Here is a 17917-nt window from a genome sequence, read left to right on the forward strand (position 1 = left end):
TTTATTTTTTCTTTTTCTTTGATTTTGCTTTTTTTGGCTGCTCAATTGCAGCTTGTGCTGCTGCAACAATGGCAATAGGAATTCTATGTGGTGATGCACTAACATAACTTAGACCAATACTGTGACAGAATTTAATGGAGTTTGGATCTCCGCCGTGTTCTCCACATATTCCAATCTCCATATTTGGTCGTAATTGACGCCCTGCTGATACACCTATTTTTATCAAACTACCAACACCGTTAACGTCAATTGATTGGAATGGATTTCTCTCAAGAAGTTCTTTCTCCATATATTCTGGAAGGAATTTCCCTTCTACATCCTCTCTACTAAAGCTAAATGTACCTTGTGTCAAATCATTGGTACCAAAACTAAAGAATTCTGCCGTAGTCGCAAGTTCATTTGCAGTAAGTGCTGCTCTTACAACCTCAATCATAGTTCCAAAATTAATTTTTAATTTCATCTTGTGTTTTGTTTCAGTCTCTTTTTTGATTCGGTCATAGATTCTTTTAATGTGGTTTAATTCTGCAATACTGCTAATTTGTGGGATCATAATTTGTGGGTGTGCCTTTACTTTTTTCTTTGTTAGTTCCACTAGTGCATCAAATACTGCACGAATTTGCATCTCATAAATTTCAGGATATGTGATTCCTACTCTAACACCTCTGTGTCCCATCATTGGATTGATTTCGGCTAATTCTCTTGCTCTTTTCAAAATAATTTCTGTTTTGTTAACTCCATCTGTATCTCCGCTTGCTTTTAATTTTTGAATCCTCTCTGTTAATTCTTCTGGATTGGGCAAGAATTCGTGTAGTGGAGGATCTAGTAATCTGATAGTTACCTCGTATCCTTCCATTGCTTGTAAAATCTCAATGAAATCACTTTTTTGTAATTGGCCTAATTTGGTTAAAATTTTACTTCGTTCTTCAATATTTTCAGCCATTATCATTTCTACAAATAAATTAATTCTATCACTGCCGTTGAACATTCTTTCTGTTCTGCATAACCCAATTCCTTGTCCTCCGAACTTCCTTGCGAGTTTTGCTCCTTCTGGAGTATCTGCATTTGCTCTAATTCCTAGTGTTTTGGTTTTTTGTGCCCAGTCTAAAATTTGCTCAAAGTCTTTTGTCATTTGTGGCTCTACAGTTGGGACTTCTCCAATAAAGACAGTTCCCGCACTGCCGTCTATTGTAATTGTATCTTTTTCTTTGATAGTTATTCCATTTGCAGTACATGTGTTGTTATCATAATTGATTTTTAATTCGGGGCATCCTACAATACATGGTTTTCCCATTCCTCTTGAGACGATTGCTGCATGGGATGATTTTCCTCCCAAACTAGTCAAAATGCCTTCTGATGAAAAGAATGCTGGAACATCTTCTGGTTTTGTCTCCTTTCTTACTAGAATTACTTTATTTCCTGAATCTCCTAATTCTATTGCTTTTTTTACATCAAACACTACTATTCCACTAGCAGCACCTGGTGATGCTGGAATTCCTTTTGCCAATTGTTTATAATTTTTAATTTTTGATTCATCCATTGTTCTATGAAGCAATGCTTCTAATTGTTGAGCCGGAATTCTTACAAGTGCTTTGTTTTTGTCGATTAATCTTTCTTTTACCATGTCCACTGATGTTTTTACAAGTGCACTGGCACTCATCTTTGCAGTCCTTGTTTGCAACAAGTAGAACTTGCCTTGTTCGATTGTAAATTCAATATCTTGTGGTTCTCTGAAATGTTTTTCTAACTTTGCACATGCATTGCTTAATTCCTTGTATGATTTTGGCATGTCTTTTTTTAGAAATTCAATGTTCTTACCCGTTCTCACACCTGCAACAACGTCTTCTCCTTGTGCATTTATGAGATATTCTCCCTCTAGCTCTTTTTTACCATTATTACCATTTCTTGTAAATACAACCCCTGTTGCACTATCATCTCCCATATTTCCAAATACCATTGCAACAACATTTACTGCAGTACCATTTGCAATGTCTTTTGTAATGTTATTTTTTTCACGATAAACTATTGCTCTTTCTCCCATCCAACTTTTAAAAACGGCCTCAATTGACAAAATCAACTGTTCATCTGGTGTATCTGGGAATTTCCTTTTTGTATGGTCTTCACAGATTTTTTTGTATTCTGATACGATGTTTTTTAATGATTCAACACTTAGTTTACTGTCATCTGTAACCCCTTGTTTTGCTTTTGCAGAGTCTAAGACATGATCAAATTTTTCATCATTTACTCCAAATACAACTTTGCCAAATAATTGAATAAATCTTCTATACGAATCCCATGAAAAACGTGGATTTTTTGTTTGTTCTGCAAAACCTTCAACTGTTTTCTCATTTAGTCCTAAATTCAAAATTGTATCCATCATTCCTGGCATTGATATTGCGGCACCCGAACGGACTGAAACTAGTAATGGATTTTTAGTAGAATTCCATTTTTTACCTGTCTTTTTTTCCATTTTTGCGATATTTTTCATTACTGCAGGCATTACATCTTTGGGGAGTTTTCTATTGTTATCATAATACTTGTTACAAACTTCAGTTGTGATCGTAAATCCTGGCGGTACTGGAAGTTTTAGACGGGTCATCTCGCTTAGCCCTGCCCCCTTTCCGCCTAGAAGCATTCTTTTTTTACTATCTGCTTCTTCAAATGCATAAACTGGCTTTGTTTTTACCATGCAAAAATTCGTAAATTTTTTGGCTTTTTAAACTAATGCCTTGGCAAATTCTGAAATTATTTTATTCCAATCTTTTGCCTTGATAATTCCGCTTGCAACTAAGATTCCTTTTGATCCTAATTCTATGGCCTTTGCCACATCCTCACCAGAAACAATGCCTGCACCACAAAGAAGTTTTGTTTTGTTTTTTGAATTATTTATTATGCTAGCAGCTTTTGAAATTAATTCTGGTTGTTCTTTTGATACTGCTTTTCCTGATCCAATTAATTCTGAGGGCTCTATTGCAATGTAATCTGGATTTAATTTAACATATTTTTTTACTTCTGCAACATCTTTTACACAAAGAATTGATACCATTTTCAATTCTTTTAATTTTAAAATCAATCTCTCAATTTCTTTACTTGAAATTCTATGCTCACTGTGATTAATTAGGGATCCTTTGACTTTTGATTTCTTTAGCAACTCTGGAATGATAAATCCTGTAGTACTTCCAATTTTAGAGTCATCAATATGCTGAGCAAATATTGGAATTGTACTACTTGCAACTAATCCGATTAAATGTTGAGGTGGGGATATTGCAATTTTTACTTTGTATTTTTTTGATATTTTTTCAGCCGTTTTTACAAATTTGATTATTTTGTCTCCCGAAATCTCTTCGTAATTTTTACAATTTATGACAAACATCTTTCTTTGAAATTTTTTGTATTGTATTTAATCCTTCATTCTGATTGAGATGCATTTGCTCTAATGTCGTATCTTTTTTTCATTCCTAATACAATAATCATTAGAATCAATCCTGACATGTTAGTTCCAATAATGAAAACATCTGAGACTATAATTCCATATAATAGCCATAAAATCGACCCGGCTGCAATGAAAATCATTAGAAATTTTGAAACATCTTTGAGTCTTTTAGTCTTGTAACCTTTGTAGATTTGTTCAACCCATCCCATTAAAATTAAAATTCCTGCTGATATGCCCAATAATGTTAGAAGTGTTCCATCGACTTCCATTACCTATTCTAACTCCAAAAAAATTCATCTAATCCTGTTTGTTTTGGCTTTCCTAAAATCGTGTCAAAATCCAAATCCATTGATGATGTAATTTGTTCCAATGTAGATTCCATAAACTCCATGTATTTTTTTGAATCAATCTCTTCTTTTTTTGCCATTTCTACAGGTTTCACACCTGGTTTGTTCAAAATTTTGATAAATGAAATCCTATCCCCTTTTTTTATTTCTCTAATTGTTTCCAATTGTTTTGCAGCCCTGATATGTTGAGGAATAGTTTTTGTATATTCTGATGGGGCTTTGCTGAGCATTACATTGAATGTTAAATCTTCTAATGGAATTTCTTTTGCCTCTACTTTTTTCCCGCATGTGGCAATCTTTTCTGAAATCTGCTGTTTAGCTTTAACGAAATCTTCAACTGTTTGAACTTTTGATAACACATCTAGTAATTCATAAAATAATTTTCTGATAAATGGTGGTGTATGTGATTTCTTTCCAGTAAGTCCTTTAACATCAACGCTTCCATCTTTTGTTACTCCGAGATAATTCTTCTTTCTATTACTTAGTACACAATATCTGTATGTTTTATCAATCTCTAAATCTACACCGTGATCTTTTTTTGCTTGCTCAATTACTGTCTGAATTTGTTCTTTGGTTGGTTTTTTAATAAATAGCGAATCCGTATCTCCGTATAATACTTCGATTCCTGCTGTTTCACATTTTTTAATTGTCTCTAAAATTGTATGTCTTCCTATGGCCGTAGTGGCTTCTGCAACTGGTAGGAAATATAGTGGGAATATTTCTGCACCCATTACCCCATAGCTTGCATTTAGAATGACCTTGAGCGCTTGACTGACCACTGTGTATTGCTGCCTTTGCTCATCAGTAAGGGTCTCTTTTTTTGATAAACTCTTGTAATAATTTACTCTCAAATCCCTTAGTGAACCAATAATCATTGATGTTAGTCCGTTTCTTTTAGAACATGCCCAATGATTTGTCTGCTCAATGATATTTTTTTTACATTCTTCATGAGAGCATCTTACTGTTTCATATGAGAGATTTCTGACTTTGATGATGCTTGGATATAGACTAGCAAAATCCATTACCACTACATCAAAATGAATTCCCTCTTTTGGCTCAACTACTAGACCGCCTCGATATTTCTTATCTTTAATCACTGCATCTGATAACACTCCTTCTGATCTTCTCTGCAATTCTTCTCTTTTTGGAATTAAGCAGTTTCTTCGTCTATGCTCGTAGTATAGCAGACTTCTAATCCATTGTGATACTCCCATTCTTGCAATATCGTCAATGGGCATTCTGCCAATTCTTGCAATGATGACTAGGAGATTCATCAGCAAGTCTTTGTTGAAACTGGTAAGCTCAAATGTTAGAAGCGCATCATTGTAACAATAATTTGCAGTTTGATATAGAGACAATTGGTCAAATTCTAAACCATAATCTATCTTTTCTTTACCAAGTAGAGCTTTAGAGACACTGTTTAGTGAAAAATTTGTATACTTTTGACTGAATGCGTAAATTTGAAATGAACGATTAGAAAGTGTTCTGTACAAATCAAGATGAACTCCTTCCTTTAATGTTGCAGAATCCCTCATCATGTAAAATGGATTTTCAGAGTTTTTTATCCCTAGTCGTTCTGCTCTGTTGTAAAGATAAGGCAAGTCAAACTCATCTCCGTTATATGTTACAACAAAAGGAAATTCTTTAATGATTTTAAATGCATCATGAATCATTTCTTTTTCTTTGTCTAAATCGTAAAATGTGATTTTGATATTTTTTTCTAATTCATTAATCCCTTCCTCAGTTCCTTCTGTTTTGAGAACAAAAATCTGATCAAATCCATCTGAACCTTTCATTCCAATTGCAGTAACTTTTTTTTCTGCAATTTTGGGATCCGGTATTCTTCCTATTTCAGCTTCGACTTCAATATCTACACTAAGTCTCTTTATTTTTGGAATTGGCTGGTTTAGTAAATCTGCCCAATCTGTAATGTATTTCTTAAATTCTTCAGCATCTACCATACTTTCACTGTCTACTTTATCCCACAGCAAACTTTTCAATGCAATTTTTACTTCATCAGAAATTTCCAAATCATGTGGTTTTAGCTTTTTGTCTATAATCTCGTAATATTTTCCTACAATCAGCTTTCTATCATAAAGATAATTTTCATAATATTTGATATCTGATTCCCATGTTTCAATTATGTTTCTGATACTCTTATCCCCTGTCGTTCCACCAATTGCCAGAGGATCTGCTACTGTAATTTTTGACATGTCAATTTCTTTATCTGTGATAAGATCAAATCTTTGAACGGTTTTAATTTCAAAAACATCCTCTCTTTCTTGAAGAAAGTCTAATTCGTCAGGTGATAATCTTGAATAACAATAAGGCTTGTGTCCTGTTTCATCCTTCCATAAAATTAGTTTTTGGGATTCAGGGTTGTAGAATTTCAAAACTGCAGATTTTGAATTGTTATCATATGTGGCAGATACGAGCATTGATGGGGACATTGAATCAACTTGCTCAGTATTTCTAAGATTTACTTGCATTTTCTTACACAGAATTCTCGTATTTGTCGACTAGCTTGCTTGCCCATTTTGAAATTTCATTTTTATCCAGTTGAATTACTTCTACTCCTGCCTCTTTTAGTAAATCATAATCTGTTTCTGGATAAGAGTCAAGACATACAAATTTTTTAATTCCAATCGTGATTGCCATTTTTGTGCATTCCAAACATGGCACAAATGTTGTGTACAATACTGCGCCTTTTATTCCAGCTTCAATCCCTAAAATTGCACAATGCATTATTGCATTTGCTTCTGCATGATTACAAAGACATCTATCTAATGATGCTCCTGATTCTATCTTGCCCTCCATTCTTAGCTGGCATCTTTTACATCCTCCTTCAAAACAATTTTTGATTCCAGGTGGGGTTCCATTATATCCTGTTGCAAGCTGTCTGTGATTTCTTACAATCACTGCGCCAACCTGTCTTGTCATGCAGTTTGAACGAAGCTTTGCCAATTCTGCTTGAAGCATAAAGTATTCATCCCATCCGGGTCTCTCAAAGGAATCACTCACACTGAATGTCTTAACCTGCTCAATATATGGATCACGTTAATTCTGATGTTTAGTGCGATCAATTTTGAATAATTTGAAAATACTTGAATGTAAAATACATAAACTTCTTTAATCTCGTGTGGTACTTTGTTTTATGGCAAGCTATTCTGCACAAGTGAACGTAATTCACAAAAAATTTGAAAATGCTGTTAAAAAAGCCAAATCAAAACAGGCTTTAAACAAAGCATACAGTATTCACAAAAAAGATCATGAGGCCTTATTGAAAAAACATCTTCGTGAAGAGACTGTGATGATTAACAAAGCAAAGAAAAAACTAGAATAAGATTTAGTTTTTTCAATTTTTCTTTTTTTTATTTCTTAATTTTTTGATGGTCTCATTTTAGACTATTTTGCTTTGAGCAATATTTTATGGGGTCTGTTTTGATGGTATTTTCTATTTTTAGGCCTCTCTAGGCTCAGATTTCCTTTAATTCTCAATTTTCTATTTTTGGTTTATCTGATTTTTCATGATGAAATATCTGCTCATTTTTGAGTAATGGATAGTATTTTGCTACACGAAAGCATAAAATCAATAAATTATGATTAATTATGTAAGTTGGAACAGTATCTTGAGAAAAAATATGTTCAAAAAAACTCTATAGAAAAACGTGATTATCAGGTAAATCTTGCAAATCAGGCAATTGATGAGAATTGCATTGTTGTTTTGCCTACAGGATTGGGAAAGACTGCTATTGCATTACAAGTAATCGCTGAATATTTGTCAAGGGGAACTGGTGGGATATTGTTTCTGGCTCCTACTAGGGTGTTGGTAAATCAACATTATGAATTCCTAAAAGAAAATCTTACACTGGATGATATTTCATTGATTACTGGAGAAGACACAATTCCGAAACGAACCAAACTTTGGAATAATAGTGTTATCTGTGCAACTCCTGAAATTGCCAGAAATGATTTGAATAGGGGAATTATTACTCCTGATCAATTCAGCCTTGTGATCTTTGATGAAGTTCATAGAACAGCTGGGGATTATGCATATTCTGGAATCGCTGAGAGTTTTGAAAATTCTCCTGCAAGAATTCTTGGAATGACAGCTACACTTCCAAGTGAAAAAGAAAAGGCAACAGAAATTTTGACAAAACTTAGAATTTCAAGTGTTGCTGAAAGAAGAGAGGATAGCCCAGATGTAAAACCTTACACTCAAGAAACTCATACTGAATGGATTAACGTTGAACTTCCTCCTGAACTAAAATCCATTCAAAAATTGTTGAAATTGGCATTGGATGAACGATATGCCACTTTGAGAAAAAATGGAATTAAAATGGCAGAGCAACAATCTCTTTCTGCTTTATTAAGAATCAGGCAATTTGTATTAAATCAGAATAGGCGCTCTGCAAAACCTCTCTTCACTGGAATTAGGATTCATTATGCTCTAAATATCCTTGAAGCCCATGGGATTACTCCTTTTCTAAAATTTTGTGAGCGTGCACAAGCAAAAAAAGGTGTAGGAATTAAGGAACTTTTTGAAGTAGATCCTAATTTTACAAGGGCAATTCATCTTGCAAAAGAAGCACAATCACAAGGAATCGAACATTCTAAAATTCCAAAATTAAAAGAAATTCTTGAATCTGTTCCAGGTAAGGCATTGATATTTACCAGCTATCGTGATTCTGTAGATCTTATTTTCAATAAATTAACTGAAATGGGAATTTCAGCTGGAATCTTAATTGGGAAAGCCGGTGATGCTGGTTTAAAACAAAAAAGCAGATTGAAACCGTACAAAAATTCCGAGATGGGATTTTTCAGGTACTTGTCGCAACACGAGTTGGTGAGGAAGGCCTTGATATTGCCGAAGTTAATCAAGTTATTTTTTATGATAATGTTCCAAGCTCAATTAGGTTTATCCAAAGAAGGGGGAGGACTGGAAGAAAGGATACTGGAAAACTAGTAGTACTAATAGCAAAAAATACCATCGATGAGACATATTATTGGATTGGAAAAAGAAAGATGACTGCAGCAAAATCCATGGGAGATAAAATGACAAAGGTATTGGAAAAAAACCACGAAATTGAATCTCAGAAAACAGGACTAGATGCATTTCTCTAGATTTTATATTGCTCAGAAATCTTGTGAATAATTTTTTGCTTTCTCTGAATGACTTTATTTTTCATACCTGATTCTAAGTGATGAATACTACTTTTTTTAGATGTTAGTAAATTCTCCAGTCTTAATTCAAATTGATTTTCTAGAAAACTCATTATCCTATCAAATCCTCCCCCAATTTCCAAATTCTCAAATGATTCTTTTGCAAGATTGGAGATTGATTTTTCAAGGTATTCTAGAATCTCTTCTAATGTTTTTTCATTTAATAAAACCACAGAAAATTTTATTTTTTGGCACTCAAAAATGTTGTTTATTTTATTTTGGTTTAAAGGATGTGGAAATTGATTTACTCGCTCTAAACTATTTTATGATATGCATTGTTGATGCCCACGAAAAATACAAAATCAAATGATATGGCAAAATTACTAAAAAAAGAAAAAGAATTGCACGGCCAAATTCAAGATGATTTTAAGAAAATCAGTCAGAAAATAGATGATGATTTTGAAAAAATAATAAAGTCAAAGTCTGCGTGATTTGGCCTACTCAAATCTCTTGATAATATGATACCCGAATTCTGTTTTAATTGGTTCTGAAATCTCCCCGATTTGCAACTTGAATGCTGCCTCTTCAAATGGTTTTACCATCATGCCTTTAGTAAAGTAGCCTAAACTTCCATCTTTTTTCGCACTACCTGAATCAATTGATAATTCTTTTGCTAATTTACCAAATTTTTCTCCTTTTTTTATTCTCTCCATTATTGCAAGTGATTCACTTTGTTTTTCTACTAGTATGTGTGAGCATTTAATTTTGATTGCCATTAATGGATTCGAAATTAACTAATTCTTAATTGTTTTCTCTCTTTTCTTTAAATTCTGTTTGATTTAATCTTCATGTTTACAATAAATACATAGAATGATTTAATATCTTAGTCATATATGATTGTATGATGAATGAGGAAATGAATCCTTCATTACTTGTCAAATTTAGATTTGTGGATGATAAGAAATCTGAAGTTGCATTATTGTCTTTTGAACAATATTCTAACATTAAAGAATTACCTATCACTAAGGAATGTAAAATTGTTAAAAACCAAAAACCAACCTTGTCAAAAAATGATGTCGCTGCAATAAATGCAAAGATCAAGCGACTATCAAAAACACACACTCAATCACTATCTGAATAACCTGTTTACTTAAATTACTTTAATTATTTGATTTTAATCTGCACTGATTCTGTTCCTTAACACAAATAATCCTACTAGAACGCATCCAGCTGATGCAATATTTAGTATAGTTATGTTTTCTGATAAGATGAAAAATGAATAGATTATGCTGAATACTGTGGTTGTGGCATAAATTAATACTGTGCGGACAGCCCCGATTATTCGTAAGGCAATAACAAAAAACATCATGGTGACACCAATTCCCAAATATCCTACAATTGAGATTATGGATAATTGTTCTAGATTAATATCAAAAGGAATTTGAAACAATAGCATTAATGTTAACGCCATTATAGCACCTGTACATGACATTATGTGTACAATATGTCTGGTCTTGATTGAGTCGCTAAGCTTTTTTGCGATAAATGTGTCTAAACAATAAAAAAATCCTGACATTATAATAAACAAATCCCCAATCATGAAATTTGATAATTTCCAATTGTTGTGATTCATATCTACTCCAACTGGAATGATAATTGAACCGATGACGATCAAAATAAAAGGCAACATTTCTTGCTTGCTTAATTTTTCTTTGAAAATCATTATTCCTAAAAGAATTGCAAAGATTGTTTCGGAATTCACTAAGATGGATGCGTTTGTTGCACTCGTTTCTTGTAATCCTAGTGTATAGCTTAGTGTTCCGGCAGATTCTGCAATTCCTAGTAAAATTAGTAGGATGAGTGTGGTTCTTCCTTTTTTTATGTTAGCTGATTTTCTGTCTGATTTTCTAAATGGTGAAAATAATAAACTATTGACTATGTATATCACAAACACTAGCATCATTGGATTTGGAACAATTGATGCTTCTGCAACCTGTTCTTCCATCAATGATTTGGGAATTACATTTGGTAGTGCTGAAAATGCAGCTGCCATTATTGCAAACAAAAACCCTACACCTACTGTCTTGTTTTGCAGTTTTGAAAATAGACTAATTTTTTTAATATCGAATTTTCTCATTTGTTGGTATACTTGATTTTTTTTATCCCAACTCATGGTATTTTTGCCCCATAATCCCAATAATGGTATTGATCTCGTAGTAGTTGTATGTTTTTATAAATACTGAAATAGTAGTGAGATCTTATGTTAATACTGCATGAACATTCCTGCTGAGTTTGATAAGTCTATACGTACTCTTCCGATGGAAGAGCGAATTGAAAAATTAGATGCAATTTTCAAAACTTCTAAGGATGAATCTGAGCGTTGGGATGCAGTTTGGCTTGCTGGTGAAATTCCTGTTGAGGTTGATTTGAAAGGCCCAATTTTTGAGATAATGTCTGATTTATTTGCGTGGGTTTTAAAAAATGATCCTAATGATGTAGTAAGACATGAAGTGTGTTATCAAATTGCTGCAAGAAATATGAGAAGGATAATTCCTGATTTGGCACATGCTGCAAATTATGATGTAAGCCCTCTGGTAAGACATGAGGCAACAGAATGCTTGATGATTATTAGAGCAATTGATCAAATTGAAGCTGTTGAAAGATCCTTGCATGATGAAAATGAAAGTGTTAGAAATACAGCTAAATTAGTTCTAAAACGAATGAAGAGATACAAATCTGATTTTAATGCAAAATCTGAATGGGTTTCAATTTAAATAATTTTTAGATGTTTAATCAATGCATAAATGATAAATAAATTTGCAACATACCATATTACTGTGACTGGGTGTGCATCAAAATACTCTCCAAAAATCTCCAAATGATAATACCACACATCTCCTGCAGCATTAATCATCAATCCAATTACTAGTAGGAGCCATACTGCTCCTAATACACCTTCTTTGAAAATCACAGCACCGACTATGGATAATGACAAGGTCACTGATGCAGAAACCACAAAAATCAAACCATAGTAAAAGTCAAAACCCAATTCTGTATCTGGAATGCTAATGGATAACACTACATATACTACTAAAGCAATAATTGGAATTATAACTAGTGTGATTTTTTGAAAAATTGAAAATCCTGAATGAAAAAATCTTATGTTGAGTATTAAGTGGATTAAAGTAAATGGATATACTGCAAAAAAGAATATGTCTGCAACTGAAGGGTAGGGTTCAATTCCAAATAATGTTTCCATAGAATAATATAATAATTCGGCAATGACGTATGCTGTAAATCCTAGCCCTAATGAAAAATAGGATTTTGCTAAAATACCTGTATCATTTTGTTTAGAAACTATGAATGAAAATAATGCGACAACACCTGCTAGAAAAACCGCAAAAATTGATGCAATTGCTCCTGCATCATCTTCGGAAACTACATTCATGGAAACAAAAATTCCTATTCCTAAAGATAGAATTCCAATTATTACTATTGGATTAATCGGATTTGAAATTTTATCCGGTACTATTTCTGGAATTTTCAATATAAAAAATCCATGCTGATTCAATTCATAAGTATGTTGATTTTCTCCCTAAATTCCTCAGAAATATGGTTTTTTTGAATTTAGGCATGTTTTCAATCAAATCCCAGATTTGGAACTGGCTAATCTGAAAATTAATTCCTAAAAAACCTAATATGCTAGTAATACTATCATATTTTTAATGTCAGGAACAGAACATCTGTTTTCAAGATCCCTTATTGAAATTATTAAAAAAGATCTTGGTTCTAAGACAATTCAAAAGATTGAAAACAGACTATTTGAGAAATTTGGGCTTTCTCTTTCCCAATCTGTGGAAGAATTTCATTCCTTAGATTTAGTACTGCGTGAATTTTTTGGCAAAGGTGCAGATGCAATTGAACGTAAAATGTTTGAAAAGATATTTGTAATTAAATCCAAAAAATCCAATGATCCTTGGTATTCATTATCTGACGAATATGTAAATTCCATTATCCTTGAAGCCTATGGTGATATGGATAAAAGAAAAATTCTTGAATCTGTTTCTGAAACACCAAAAATTATTAATGATATTTTAAAAGATTGTAATTTGCCCCGAACATCAGGCTATAGAAAAATAAATAATTTAATTGATGAAGGGCTATTGTTGAAAACTGGTCATATTGAAATCGATAATAAAAAAATTAGTGAATATTTGTGCATCTTTAATAATCTAAAGATTAACATCGAAAAATCAAAAATGACTATTGATGTTCAATTTTCTAAATCTGAACAACTGCGTAGCCCCATTCTTCAATCAGTTTAAAAATAATCATTTCATCTAAAATTTTCTCATATTGTTAATTTGTGTTATAAATTACGCATAGTAATAAAAGAATACCTTATTACTTAGTTTATCAATACCAAATATGGGATTGACCGTTCAAACATGTATTATTGTAGATGATGATGTTCAAATCACTGAACTATTTTCTGAATTGATGTCTCTCCAGGGATTAACTGTTCTAGCTACCGGTCATAATGGACTTGATGCGATAAAACTTTATGAAAAACATAACCCTGACGTTGTTTTCCTGGATGTGGAAATGCCAAAATTAAATGGAATTCAGGCACTAAAAGAAATCAAAGAAATTGACTCATCTGCAAATGTGGTGATTGTAACAGGTAGTACTTCCGGTGATATTGAAAAACAATTAAAAGAAAATGGTGTCACTGAAATTGTTTACAAGCCTTTTGATATTAAAAAAATTGGTAAAATCATTGAATCCCTTAACGATACTGTTTCAATCTATCAATAAACAAACTTTGTTTGAAATTTTATTTTAATCCCCAAGATACTTTGTTGTTTGGAATAATCTTCAAAAATGGAGCCTCATTTTCGTCCCATGGATCCTCTCTAACCCATTCAAATTTCTTGTGAAAAATATCATAATATTTTTTAAACTCTGATCCATTTTCAACAATTTCTACCTTCCCTTGAATACAAATTGCTTTATGATTCCCTGATTGGTATATGTCAATTACAATTCCTATTTTTGGATTATCTTTAATGTTTGAAAATGTTCTAGTATTGTAATCTGTGGCAACTAAAATATTATTTTCATGAAAAATAAATGATACTGGTTTTACATGTGGAATATTCTTATGTGAAGTTGCTATTCTTGCTTCTTCTAGTGATTCTAGAAAATCTATCTCTTTTTGATTAAATTCTATCAATTGAAAATTCGTTCTCTTATCTCTGGTATGTGTTTGTATACGATGTCTCTAATTTTCATCTGATCCTCTGGAGTAGGTGCCTCTTTTTGTGCACTAAGTATAGCACCGCCCATTCCAAGTGCCATTCCCATTACTATTCCATATACAAATTCTCGGGGGTTTTCAACCTTTAGTGTATCCTTGTTTTCATTAATGTCCTCAAGATAAGCTGGAATCGTAGATACTGCACCGTTAATTACTTGGATGATAATTTCTTCAAATGGATCTTCACTCATGCACAATTTCTTATGGAATTCTTAATAAATTTGTGCCTAAGATTTTTAATCCCGCCTTACTGAAAATGAATATGTTCTCACTTTTTACAACAAATGAGGCAAATGCTGCACTTCCTGATGTAATTAAAAAATTTGAATATGCGCTTTCCAAAAAGAATGAAGTATCAAAATTAGAGCAACAAATTCAGATGAGTCTTTCCACTACAAACTCATTTGAAGAATTTATCACATTAAAGCAGAAATTAAATTCAGCAGTTACAAAATTCTATGAAGCAGTAGAAATCCTGGAAAACACTGGAGTTTCTGTTAAAAGTATAGAGCAGGGTTTACTTGATTTTCCCTCAAAGCGATTTGATGAGGAGGTTTGGCTGTGTTGGAAATATGGTGAAACAGAAATAAAATTCTGGCACGAAAAAGATTCTGGTTTTATGGGTAGAAAACCAATTGAAGTAAACGACGAGTCTCTAGTCTGACTATTCCTCACTTGCTTTTTTGATAAAATTTTTGACATCAATTGTTTTGAGTGGCTTTGATGAGTCCCACAAGAATGAGCATAATGTGAAGATGTTATCTACCATTTCATTAGAATTTGTACATAACGAAAAGTCCGAATCAGATCCTGAATGTTGAGATGATGCGGCATGATCAGACATTATCATTTTTTTATCTTTTTGAACTATGATTCTTCCCTTTGATGGAAGCTTGCCAATTTTAGTTTCAGTGGCATTGAATCTTTTTACAAAAGGTGCTAGTTTTGGATCATTCATGTCTACTAGCAATCTCACTGTTCCTCCATTCTTTTCACAAATGCTAATTTTTTCTGGGATTGTGCTGTGGTACATTCTTGAAACATCATCCAAAGTTGTTGCTATGTAAATCGTATCTACAGAATTTTCAATTAATTGTGCAATATCTGCATAGATGTTTTGTCTTCCTTGAACAACTCTGAATGTAGGAACAGTGTTGATTTGGTTAGATGTAATTTCATCATTAATTTTATCAATAATTGCCTCTCCTAGTTTTTTGATTTTATTTACTTCGTCTTCTTTTTTGCTTAGTGCAATTTTTAATGCATCATGAGGATCTGATGCAATACATAATTTGGGACTAGATAATGTGGTTGAAATAATATTTCTACTTACAAGTCTATCGACTGTTCTGTACATTCTTGCTCTGTCAATATCGAGCTCTTTTGCAAGTGCGCTTGCGGTTATTGGGCCTGCTCTGAGTAAATTAAGGTAAACCTTCGCCTCCAAGTCATCGAGATCTAAAATCTCTTCAAGCTCTGTTGCAATTCTACTTACTTGATCTTGGTAAGACATCCCCTTATTTCTCCCATCTCTAACAACCTAGACTCGTTTTGTGTAATTGCATTTAGTATTTTCGCAGAACTCCTATGCTTTACAAAATATTTTCCCCTCATCATCGATAAAAAATTTAGATCATAATAGAACTAAAGGCTCTGTTTGTGCGATAGTACACACAAAAAACAAAATATGTTGTTTTGTTATTACAACAATTTTTTCTGATGTTCATTTTTTTGAACATTTTTTTCTGATTTTTACCAATATGTCATTTCATTATCTGACAATTTTTTTTAATAAATGTCTGATGTGAAAACTAGATTACATTAAATGCAATTACTGAAATGACAATCATTGCTACCACATGCTTTGTTCCAGCCACGTAAGAACCCGAGCCAATCTTGCCTGCCGCAAGACCTCCAAATACTGCTTCGATTATTGCCATGTTAAATAATGCTGATTCTAATTTTTCAATCTCCATGCTTGCAAGAGAGCCAAATAATCCCTGTGTGCCACTTCCTGATGCCAGTAATCCTTCCTGAACTTTTTCTATTTCTGTGAAAAAACTAGTAGTTAACAAAACTGCTACTGCGAGAAATACTGCAAACGAAATGTAAATTGTATATGTGTATGGCTGAAGGGCTGATTTTCTACTCTTTTCAATATTTTGCATATCTGAGACGTGTTTTTGAATCATTTCCAGATTTTCAGATACATCCCCCCCAATCTTCATTGCCATCTCAAGTAATACTGTCACACGTCGTGAAACCCTAGTCCCCGTTCTTTCTGCAAAATTCTCAAATGCATCCTCGATTGGAGTTCCCCAGCTTATGTTTGCTCTGAGATTTTTTAATTCAGGAGTTAATGCTCCTAGATTTCTTTCTCCTGCTTGCTCTATTGCCTTGATTAAATTTGCCCCACTTTGGACAGAGCTTAGAAGTGCAAGTAAAAAAACTGGTAAATTTCTATCAATACTGTCTCTTCTTTGCACCTCTTTTAGCTGGTGCACAGTTAAGGGAATAATTCCTACTAGTATTCCAAAAATTAATCCAACATCTCTGATTGTAGTTGAATCTGAATATTCTGAAAAATAAAAACTCATAGAAATTACACTAATTGATGCAATAATTGAAAATACGGCAGTTTTTAGAATCTCGTTTTTTAAGATTGATTCTTTTGGTTCGATTTTTGCTACTCGTCGTTTTTTTATTTTTCTTTTTTGTTTGCTTTGAACTCTTTCCATTTTCTTTACCTCTTTGGTACCATTGTATCCATCATGACTAGCATCAAAACTCCGCTAAGCGGAATTACTGCAAATGTTAGAATATTCATTAGTGTTATCAAATCAAATCCTGCAAGACTAGGGCTCATTATTCCCATAATTGATAGCATGATTACTGCAAGTAATGGAAATACAATTAGTAAAATTGTGTAAATTTCTGCAACACTACCTAATGATTCGGTAGTTTTTTGCATTAGCATCTTTTTTTCTTCAAGCTGAACTTTTGCAGTCGCATTAAAATATTCTTTGAGATCCCCTCCTGATTGAACAGTAACTACTGCGCCTTCAAGTAATTCCGAATATGGTCCTGTAGGAGTCCTATGAATCAAATCTTTAATTGCGCTAATCAAATCCATTCCTAAAATATCGATATTTCTTACAATGAATCTGGCATCTTTGACAATGTCCTCTTCTGTCTCCTCTTTTGCTATTGCCTTGAAAATTCCCTCTAGTGTGAGACCACTTGTTGCTAATGTTGACATATACCCAATAAAATGGGGTATCTCCTCTACGAGTTTTGAAGATCTATTTGTTACTCTGATTTTGGGAATCACTTGTAGTATTCCAAATGTGATTCCAAATAACATGAATCCTGCTAATACTGGAAGTAGAATACTCAGACTTGCTGGCTGTATATTGATAAATTGCGCTACAATTAATGCAAAAACTGCCCCACATATGCCGGCAATCAAACTAAAGAAAACCATACTTGAAACATACACTTCAAATGGAATTGGCATCATGGCTTGCTTGATTGATTTATCTAGTGATTTTAATTTTGGATGTAAAAATTTTACATGCTCATTTAGTAATTTGTAACTATACACATGAATTTGACCAACTGATTCTTCATCATTCTTTTTTTGTTTTTTCCCCATTA

The 17917-nt window shown here is 32.9% G+C and carries 21 protein-coding genes and 1 pseudogene; 8 read left to right on the forward strand and 14 right to left on the reverse strand.

The window, feature by feature from the left end; genetic code table 11:
- Position 1 precedes the first annotated feature (1 nt).
- The 5 genes from ppdK to NADRNF5_RS04930 are packed head-to-tail and all read right to left on the reverse strand — an operon-like array spanning position 2 to position 6756.
- Complete coding sequence (gene ppdK, locus NADRNF5_RS04910; RefSeq protein ID WP_048116035.1) at positions 2–2686, reverse strand: pyruvate, phosphate dikinase; 2685 nt, start codon at positions 2684–2686, stop codon at positions 2–4.
- Between the two features lie 27 nt (positions 2687–2713).
- Complete coding sequence (gene tpiA, locus NADRNF5_RS04915; RefSeq protein WP_048116036.1) at positions 2714–3370, reverse strand: triose-phosphate isomerase; 657 nt, start codon at positions 3368–3370, stop codon at positions 2714–2716.
- A gap of 35 nt (positions 3371–3405) precedes the next feature.
- On the reverse strand, positions 3406–3699 hold the full coding sequence (locus NADRNF5_RS04920) for a SemiSWEET family sugar transporter (RefSeq protein ID WP_048116037.1): 294 nt from the start codon (positions 3697–3699) through the stop codon (positions 3406–3408).
- A gap of 8 nt (positions 3700–3707) precedes the next feature.
- Positions 3708–6266 (reverse strand): DNA-directed DNA polymerase I, encoded by a 2559-nt coding sequence (locus NADRNF5_RS04925; RefSeq protein WP_048116038.1) that lies wholly within the window; start codon positions 6264–6266, stop codon positions 3708–3710.
- Positions 6267–6270: 4 nt separating this feature from the next.
- Positions 6271–6756 (reverse strand): deoxycytidylate deaminase, encoded by a 486-nt coding sequence (locus NADRNF5_RS04930; protein ID WP_342399217.1) that lies wholly within the window; start codon positions 6754–6756, stop codon positions 6271–6273.
- Between the two features lie 175 nt (positions 6757–6931).
- Here NADRNF5_RS04930 and NADRNF5_RS04935 point away from each other — a divergent pair, with 175 nt between their 5' ends.
- Positions 6932–7120 carry a hypothetical protein gene (locus NADRNF5_RS04935; RefSeq protein WP_048116040.1) on the forward strand — a complete coding sequence of 63 codons (189 nt, stop codon included), beginning with the start codon at positions 6932–6934 and terminating at the stop codon, positions 7118–7120.
- Positions 7121–7393: 273 nt separating this feature from the next.
- A pseudogene (locus NADRNF5_RS04940) lies at positions 7394–8901 on the forward strand (DEAD/DEAH box helicase).
- On the opposite strand, the gene NADRNF5_RS04945 reads toward NADRNF5_RS04940, so the two are convergent.
- Complete coding sequence (locus tag NADRNF5_RS04945; protein ID WP_048116041.1) at positions 8898–9173, reverse strand: hypothetical protein; 276 nt, start codon at positions 9171–9173, stop codon at positions 8898–8900. The pseudogene NADRNF5_RS04940 and the gene NADRNF5_RS04945 sit on opposite strands and share 4 nt — an antisense overlap.
- A 108-nt stretch (positions 9174–9281) precedes the next feature.
- Between NADRNF5_RS04945 and NADRNF5_RS11310 the strand changes: the two genes are divergently transcribed.
- A complete protein-coding gene (locus NADRNF5_RS11310) occupies positions 9282–9431 on the forward strand; it encodes a hypothetical protein (RefSeq protein WP_192828358.1) in 150 nt (49 codons plus the stop codon).
- Positions 9432–9437: 6 nt separating this feature from the next.
- On the opposite strand, the gene NADRNF5_RS04950 is transcribed toward NADRNF5_RS11310, so the two are convergent.
- Complete coding sequence (locus NADRNF5_RS04950) at positions 9438–9716, reverse strand: peptidylprolyl isomerase (RefSeq protein ID WP_048116042.1); 279 nt, start codon at positions 9714–9716, stop codon at positions 9438–9440.
- 125 nt (positions 9717–9841) lie between these two features.
- On the opposite strand from NADRNF5_RS04950, the gene NADRNF5_RS04955 reads away from it, so the two are divergent.
- Positions 9842–10081 (forward strand): hypothetical protein, encoded by a 240-nt coding sequence (locus tag NADRNF5_RS04955; protein ID WP_048116043.1) that lies wholly within the window; start codon positions 9842–9844, stop codon positions 10079–10081.
- Between the two features lie 33 nt (positions 10082–10114).
- On the opposite strand, the gene NADRNF5_RS04960 is transcribed toward NADRNF5_RS04955, so the two are convergent.
- Positions 10115–11113: a DMT family transporter gene (locus tag NADRNF5_RS04960; RefSeq protein WP_148313072.1), complete on the reverse strand. Its 999-nt coding sequence runs from the start codon at positions 11111–11113 to the stop codon at positions 10115–10117.
- Positions 11114–11213: 100 nt separating this feature from the next.
- Here NADRNF5_RS04960 and NADRNF5_RS04965 point away from each other — a divergent pair, with 100 nt between their 5' ends.
- Positions 11214–11714 (forward strand): HEAT repeat domain-containing protein, encoded by a 501-nt coding sequence (locus NADRNF5_RS04965; RefSeq protein WP_048116044.1) that lies wholly within the window; start codon positions 11214–11216, stop codon positions 11712–11714.
- Here the strand turns inward: NADRNF5_RS04965 and NADRNF5_RS04970 are convergent.
- Positions 11711–12487: a histidine kinase gene (locus NADRNF5_RS04970; RefSeq protein ID WP_148313073.1), complete on the reverse strand. Its 777-nt coding sequence runs from the start codon at positions 12485–12487 to the stop codon at positions 11711–11713. The two genes, NADRNF5_RS04965 and NADRNF5_RS04970, sit on opposite strands and share 4 nt — an antisense overlap.
- A gap of 178 nt (positions 12488–12665) precedes the next feature.
- On the opposite strand from NADRNF5_RS04970, the gene NADRNF5_RS04975 reads away from it, so the two are divergent.
- Both NADRNF5_RS04975 and NADRNF5_RS04980 read left to right on the forward strand, forming a co-directional pair.
- Positions 12666–13265: a hypothetical protein gene (locus NADRNF5_RS04975; RefSeq protein ID WP_048116045.1), complete on the forward strand. Its 600-nt coding sequence runs from the start codon at positions 12666–12668 to the stop codon at positions 13263–13265.
- 103 nt (positions 13266–13368) lie between these two features.
- Positions 13369–13758, forward strand: a complete 390-nt coding sequence (locus NADRNF5_RS04980; RefSeq protein WP_048116046.1) for a response regulator — start codon at positions 13369–13371, stop codon at positions 13756–13758.
- Positions 13759–13777: 19 nt separating this feature from the next.
- Here NADRNF5_RS04980 and NADRNF5_RS04985 read toward each other — a convergent pair whose 3' ends face one another.
- Both NADRNF5_RS04985 and NADRNF5_RS04990 read right to left on the reverse strand, forming a co-directional pair.
- Complete coding sequence (locus NADRNF5_RS04985; RefSeq protein ID WP_048116047.1) at positions 13778–14176, reverse strand: pyridoxamine 5'-phosphate oxidase family protein; 399 nt, start codon at positions 14174–14176, stop codon at positions 13778–13780.
- Complete coding sequence (locus tag NADRNF5_RS04990) at positions 14173–14451, reverse strand: hypothetical protein (RefSeq protein WP_048116048.1); 279 nt, start codon at positions 14449–14451, stop codon at positions 14173–14175. Before NADRNF5_RS04990 ends, NADRNF5_RS04985 begins: the two co-directional genes overlap by 4 nt.
- Positions 14452–14516: 65 nt before the next feature.
- On the opposite strand from NADRNF5_RS04990, the gene NADRNF5_RS04995 reads away from it, so the two are divergent.
- Complete coding sequence (locus NADRNF5_RS04995) at positions 14517–14924, forward strand: DUF2203 domain-containing protein (RefSeq protein ID WP_237089354.1); 408 nt, start codon at positions 14517–14519, stop codon at positions 14922–14924.
- Here the strand turns inward: NADRNF5_RS04995 and NADRNF5_RS05000 are convergent, their stop codons facing one another.
- From NADRNF5_RS05000 to NADRNF5_RS05010, 3 genes are all read right to left on the reverse strand, one after another.
- A complete protein-coding gene (locus NADRNF5_RS05000; protein WP_048116050.1) occupies positions 14925–15773 on the reverse strand; it encodes a TrmB family transcriptional regulator in 849 nt (282 codons plus the stop codon).
- Positions 15774–16071: 298 nt separating this feature from the next.
- On the reverse strand, positions 16072–16998 hold the full coding sequence (locus tag NADRNF5_RS05005; RefSeq protein ID WP_048116051.1) for a type II secretion system F family protein: 927 nt from the start codon (positions 16996–16998) through the stop codon (positions 16072–16074).
- Positions 16999–17003: 5 nt separating this feature from the next.
- Positions 17004–17915, reverse strand: a complete 912-nt coding sequence (locus NADRNF5_RS05010) for a type II secretion system F family protein (protein ID WP_237089355.1) — start codon at positions 17913–17915, stop codon at positions 17004–17006.
- Positions 17916–17917 lie beyond the last annotated feature (2 nt).

Origin of the sequence: Nitrosopumilus adriaticus, from assembly GCF_000956175.1 — an archaeon.
Classification (GTDB): Archaea; Thermoproteota; Nitrososphaeria; order Nitrososphaerales; family Nitrosopumilaceae; genus Nitrosopumilus; species Nitrosopumilus adriaticus.

Coding starts and splice junctions, on each gene's coding strand:
- ppdK (WP_048116035.1), bottom strand. CDS start 2,686: ATGGTAAAAACAAAGCCAGTTTATGCATTTGAAGAAGCAGATAGTAAA.
- tpiA (WP_048116036.1), bottom strand. CDS start 3,370: ATGTTTGTCATAAATTGTAAAAATTACGAAGAGATTTCGGGAGACAAA.
- NADRNF5_RS04920 (WP_048116037.1), bottom strand. CDS start 3,699: ATGGAAGTCGATGGAACACTTCTAACATTATTGGGCATATCAGCAGGA.
- NADRNF5_RS04925 (WP_048116038.1), bottom strand. CDS start 6,266: ATGCAAGTAAATCTTAGAAATACTGAGCAAGTTGATTCAATGTCCCCA.
- NADRNF5_RS04930 (WP_342399217.1), bottom strand. CDS start 6,756: ATGCTTCAAGCAGAATTGGCAAAGCTTCGTTCAAACTGCATGACAAGA.
- NADRNF5_RS04935 (WP_048116040.1), top strand. CDS start 6,932: ATGGCAAGCTATTCTGCACAAGTGAACGTAATTCACAAAAAATTTGAA.
- NADRNF5_RS11310 (WP_192828358.1), top strand. CDS start 9,282: ATGCCCACGAAAAATACAAAATCAAATGATATGGCAAAATTACTAAAA.
- NADRNF5_RS04950 (WP_048116042.1), bottom strand. CDS start 9,716: ATGGCAATCAAAATTAAATGCTCACACATACTAGTAGAAAAACAAAGT.
- NADRNF5_RS04955 (WP_048116043.1), top strand. CDS start 9,842: ATGATGAATGAGGAAATGAATCCTTCATTACTTGTCAAATTTAGATTT.
- NADRNF5_RS04960 (WP_148313072.1), bottom strand. CDS start 11,113: ATGAGTTGGGATAAAAAAAATCAAGTATACCAACAAATGAGAAAATTC.
- NADRNF5_RS04965 (WP_048116044.1), top strand. CDS start 11,214: ATGAACATTCCTGCTGAGTTTGATAAGTCTATACGTACTCTTCCGATG.
- NADRNF5_RS04975 (WP_048116045.1), top strand. CDS start 12,666: ATGTCAGGAACAGAACATCTGTTTTCAAGATCCCTTATTGAAATTATT.
- NADRNF5_RS04980 (WP_048116046.1), top strand. CDS start 13,369: ATGGGATTGACCGTTCAAACATGTATTATTGTAGATGATGATGTTCAA.
- NADRNF5_RS04990 (WP_048116048.1), bottom strand. CDS start 14,451: ATGAGTGAAGATCCATTTGAAGAAATTATCATCCAAGTAATTAACGGT.
- NADRNF5_RS04995 (WP_237089354.1), top strand. CDS start 14,517: ATGAATATGTTCTCACTTTTTACAACAAATGAGGCAAATGCTGCACTT.
- NADRNF5_RS05000 (WP_048116050.1), bottom strand. CDS start 15,773: ATGTCTTACCAAGATCAAGTAAGTAGAATTGCAACAGAGCTTGAAGAG.
- NADRNF5_RS05005 (WP_048116051.1), bottom strand. CDS start 16,998: ATGGAAAGAGTTCAAAGCAAACAAAAAAGAAAAATAAAAAAACGACGA.
- NADRNF5_RS05010 (WP_237089355.1), bottom strand. CDS start 17,915: ATGGGGAAAAAACAAAAAAAGAATGATGAAGAATCAGTTGGTCAAATT.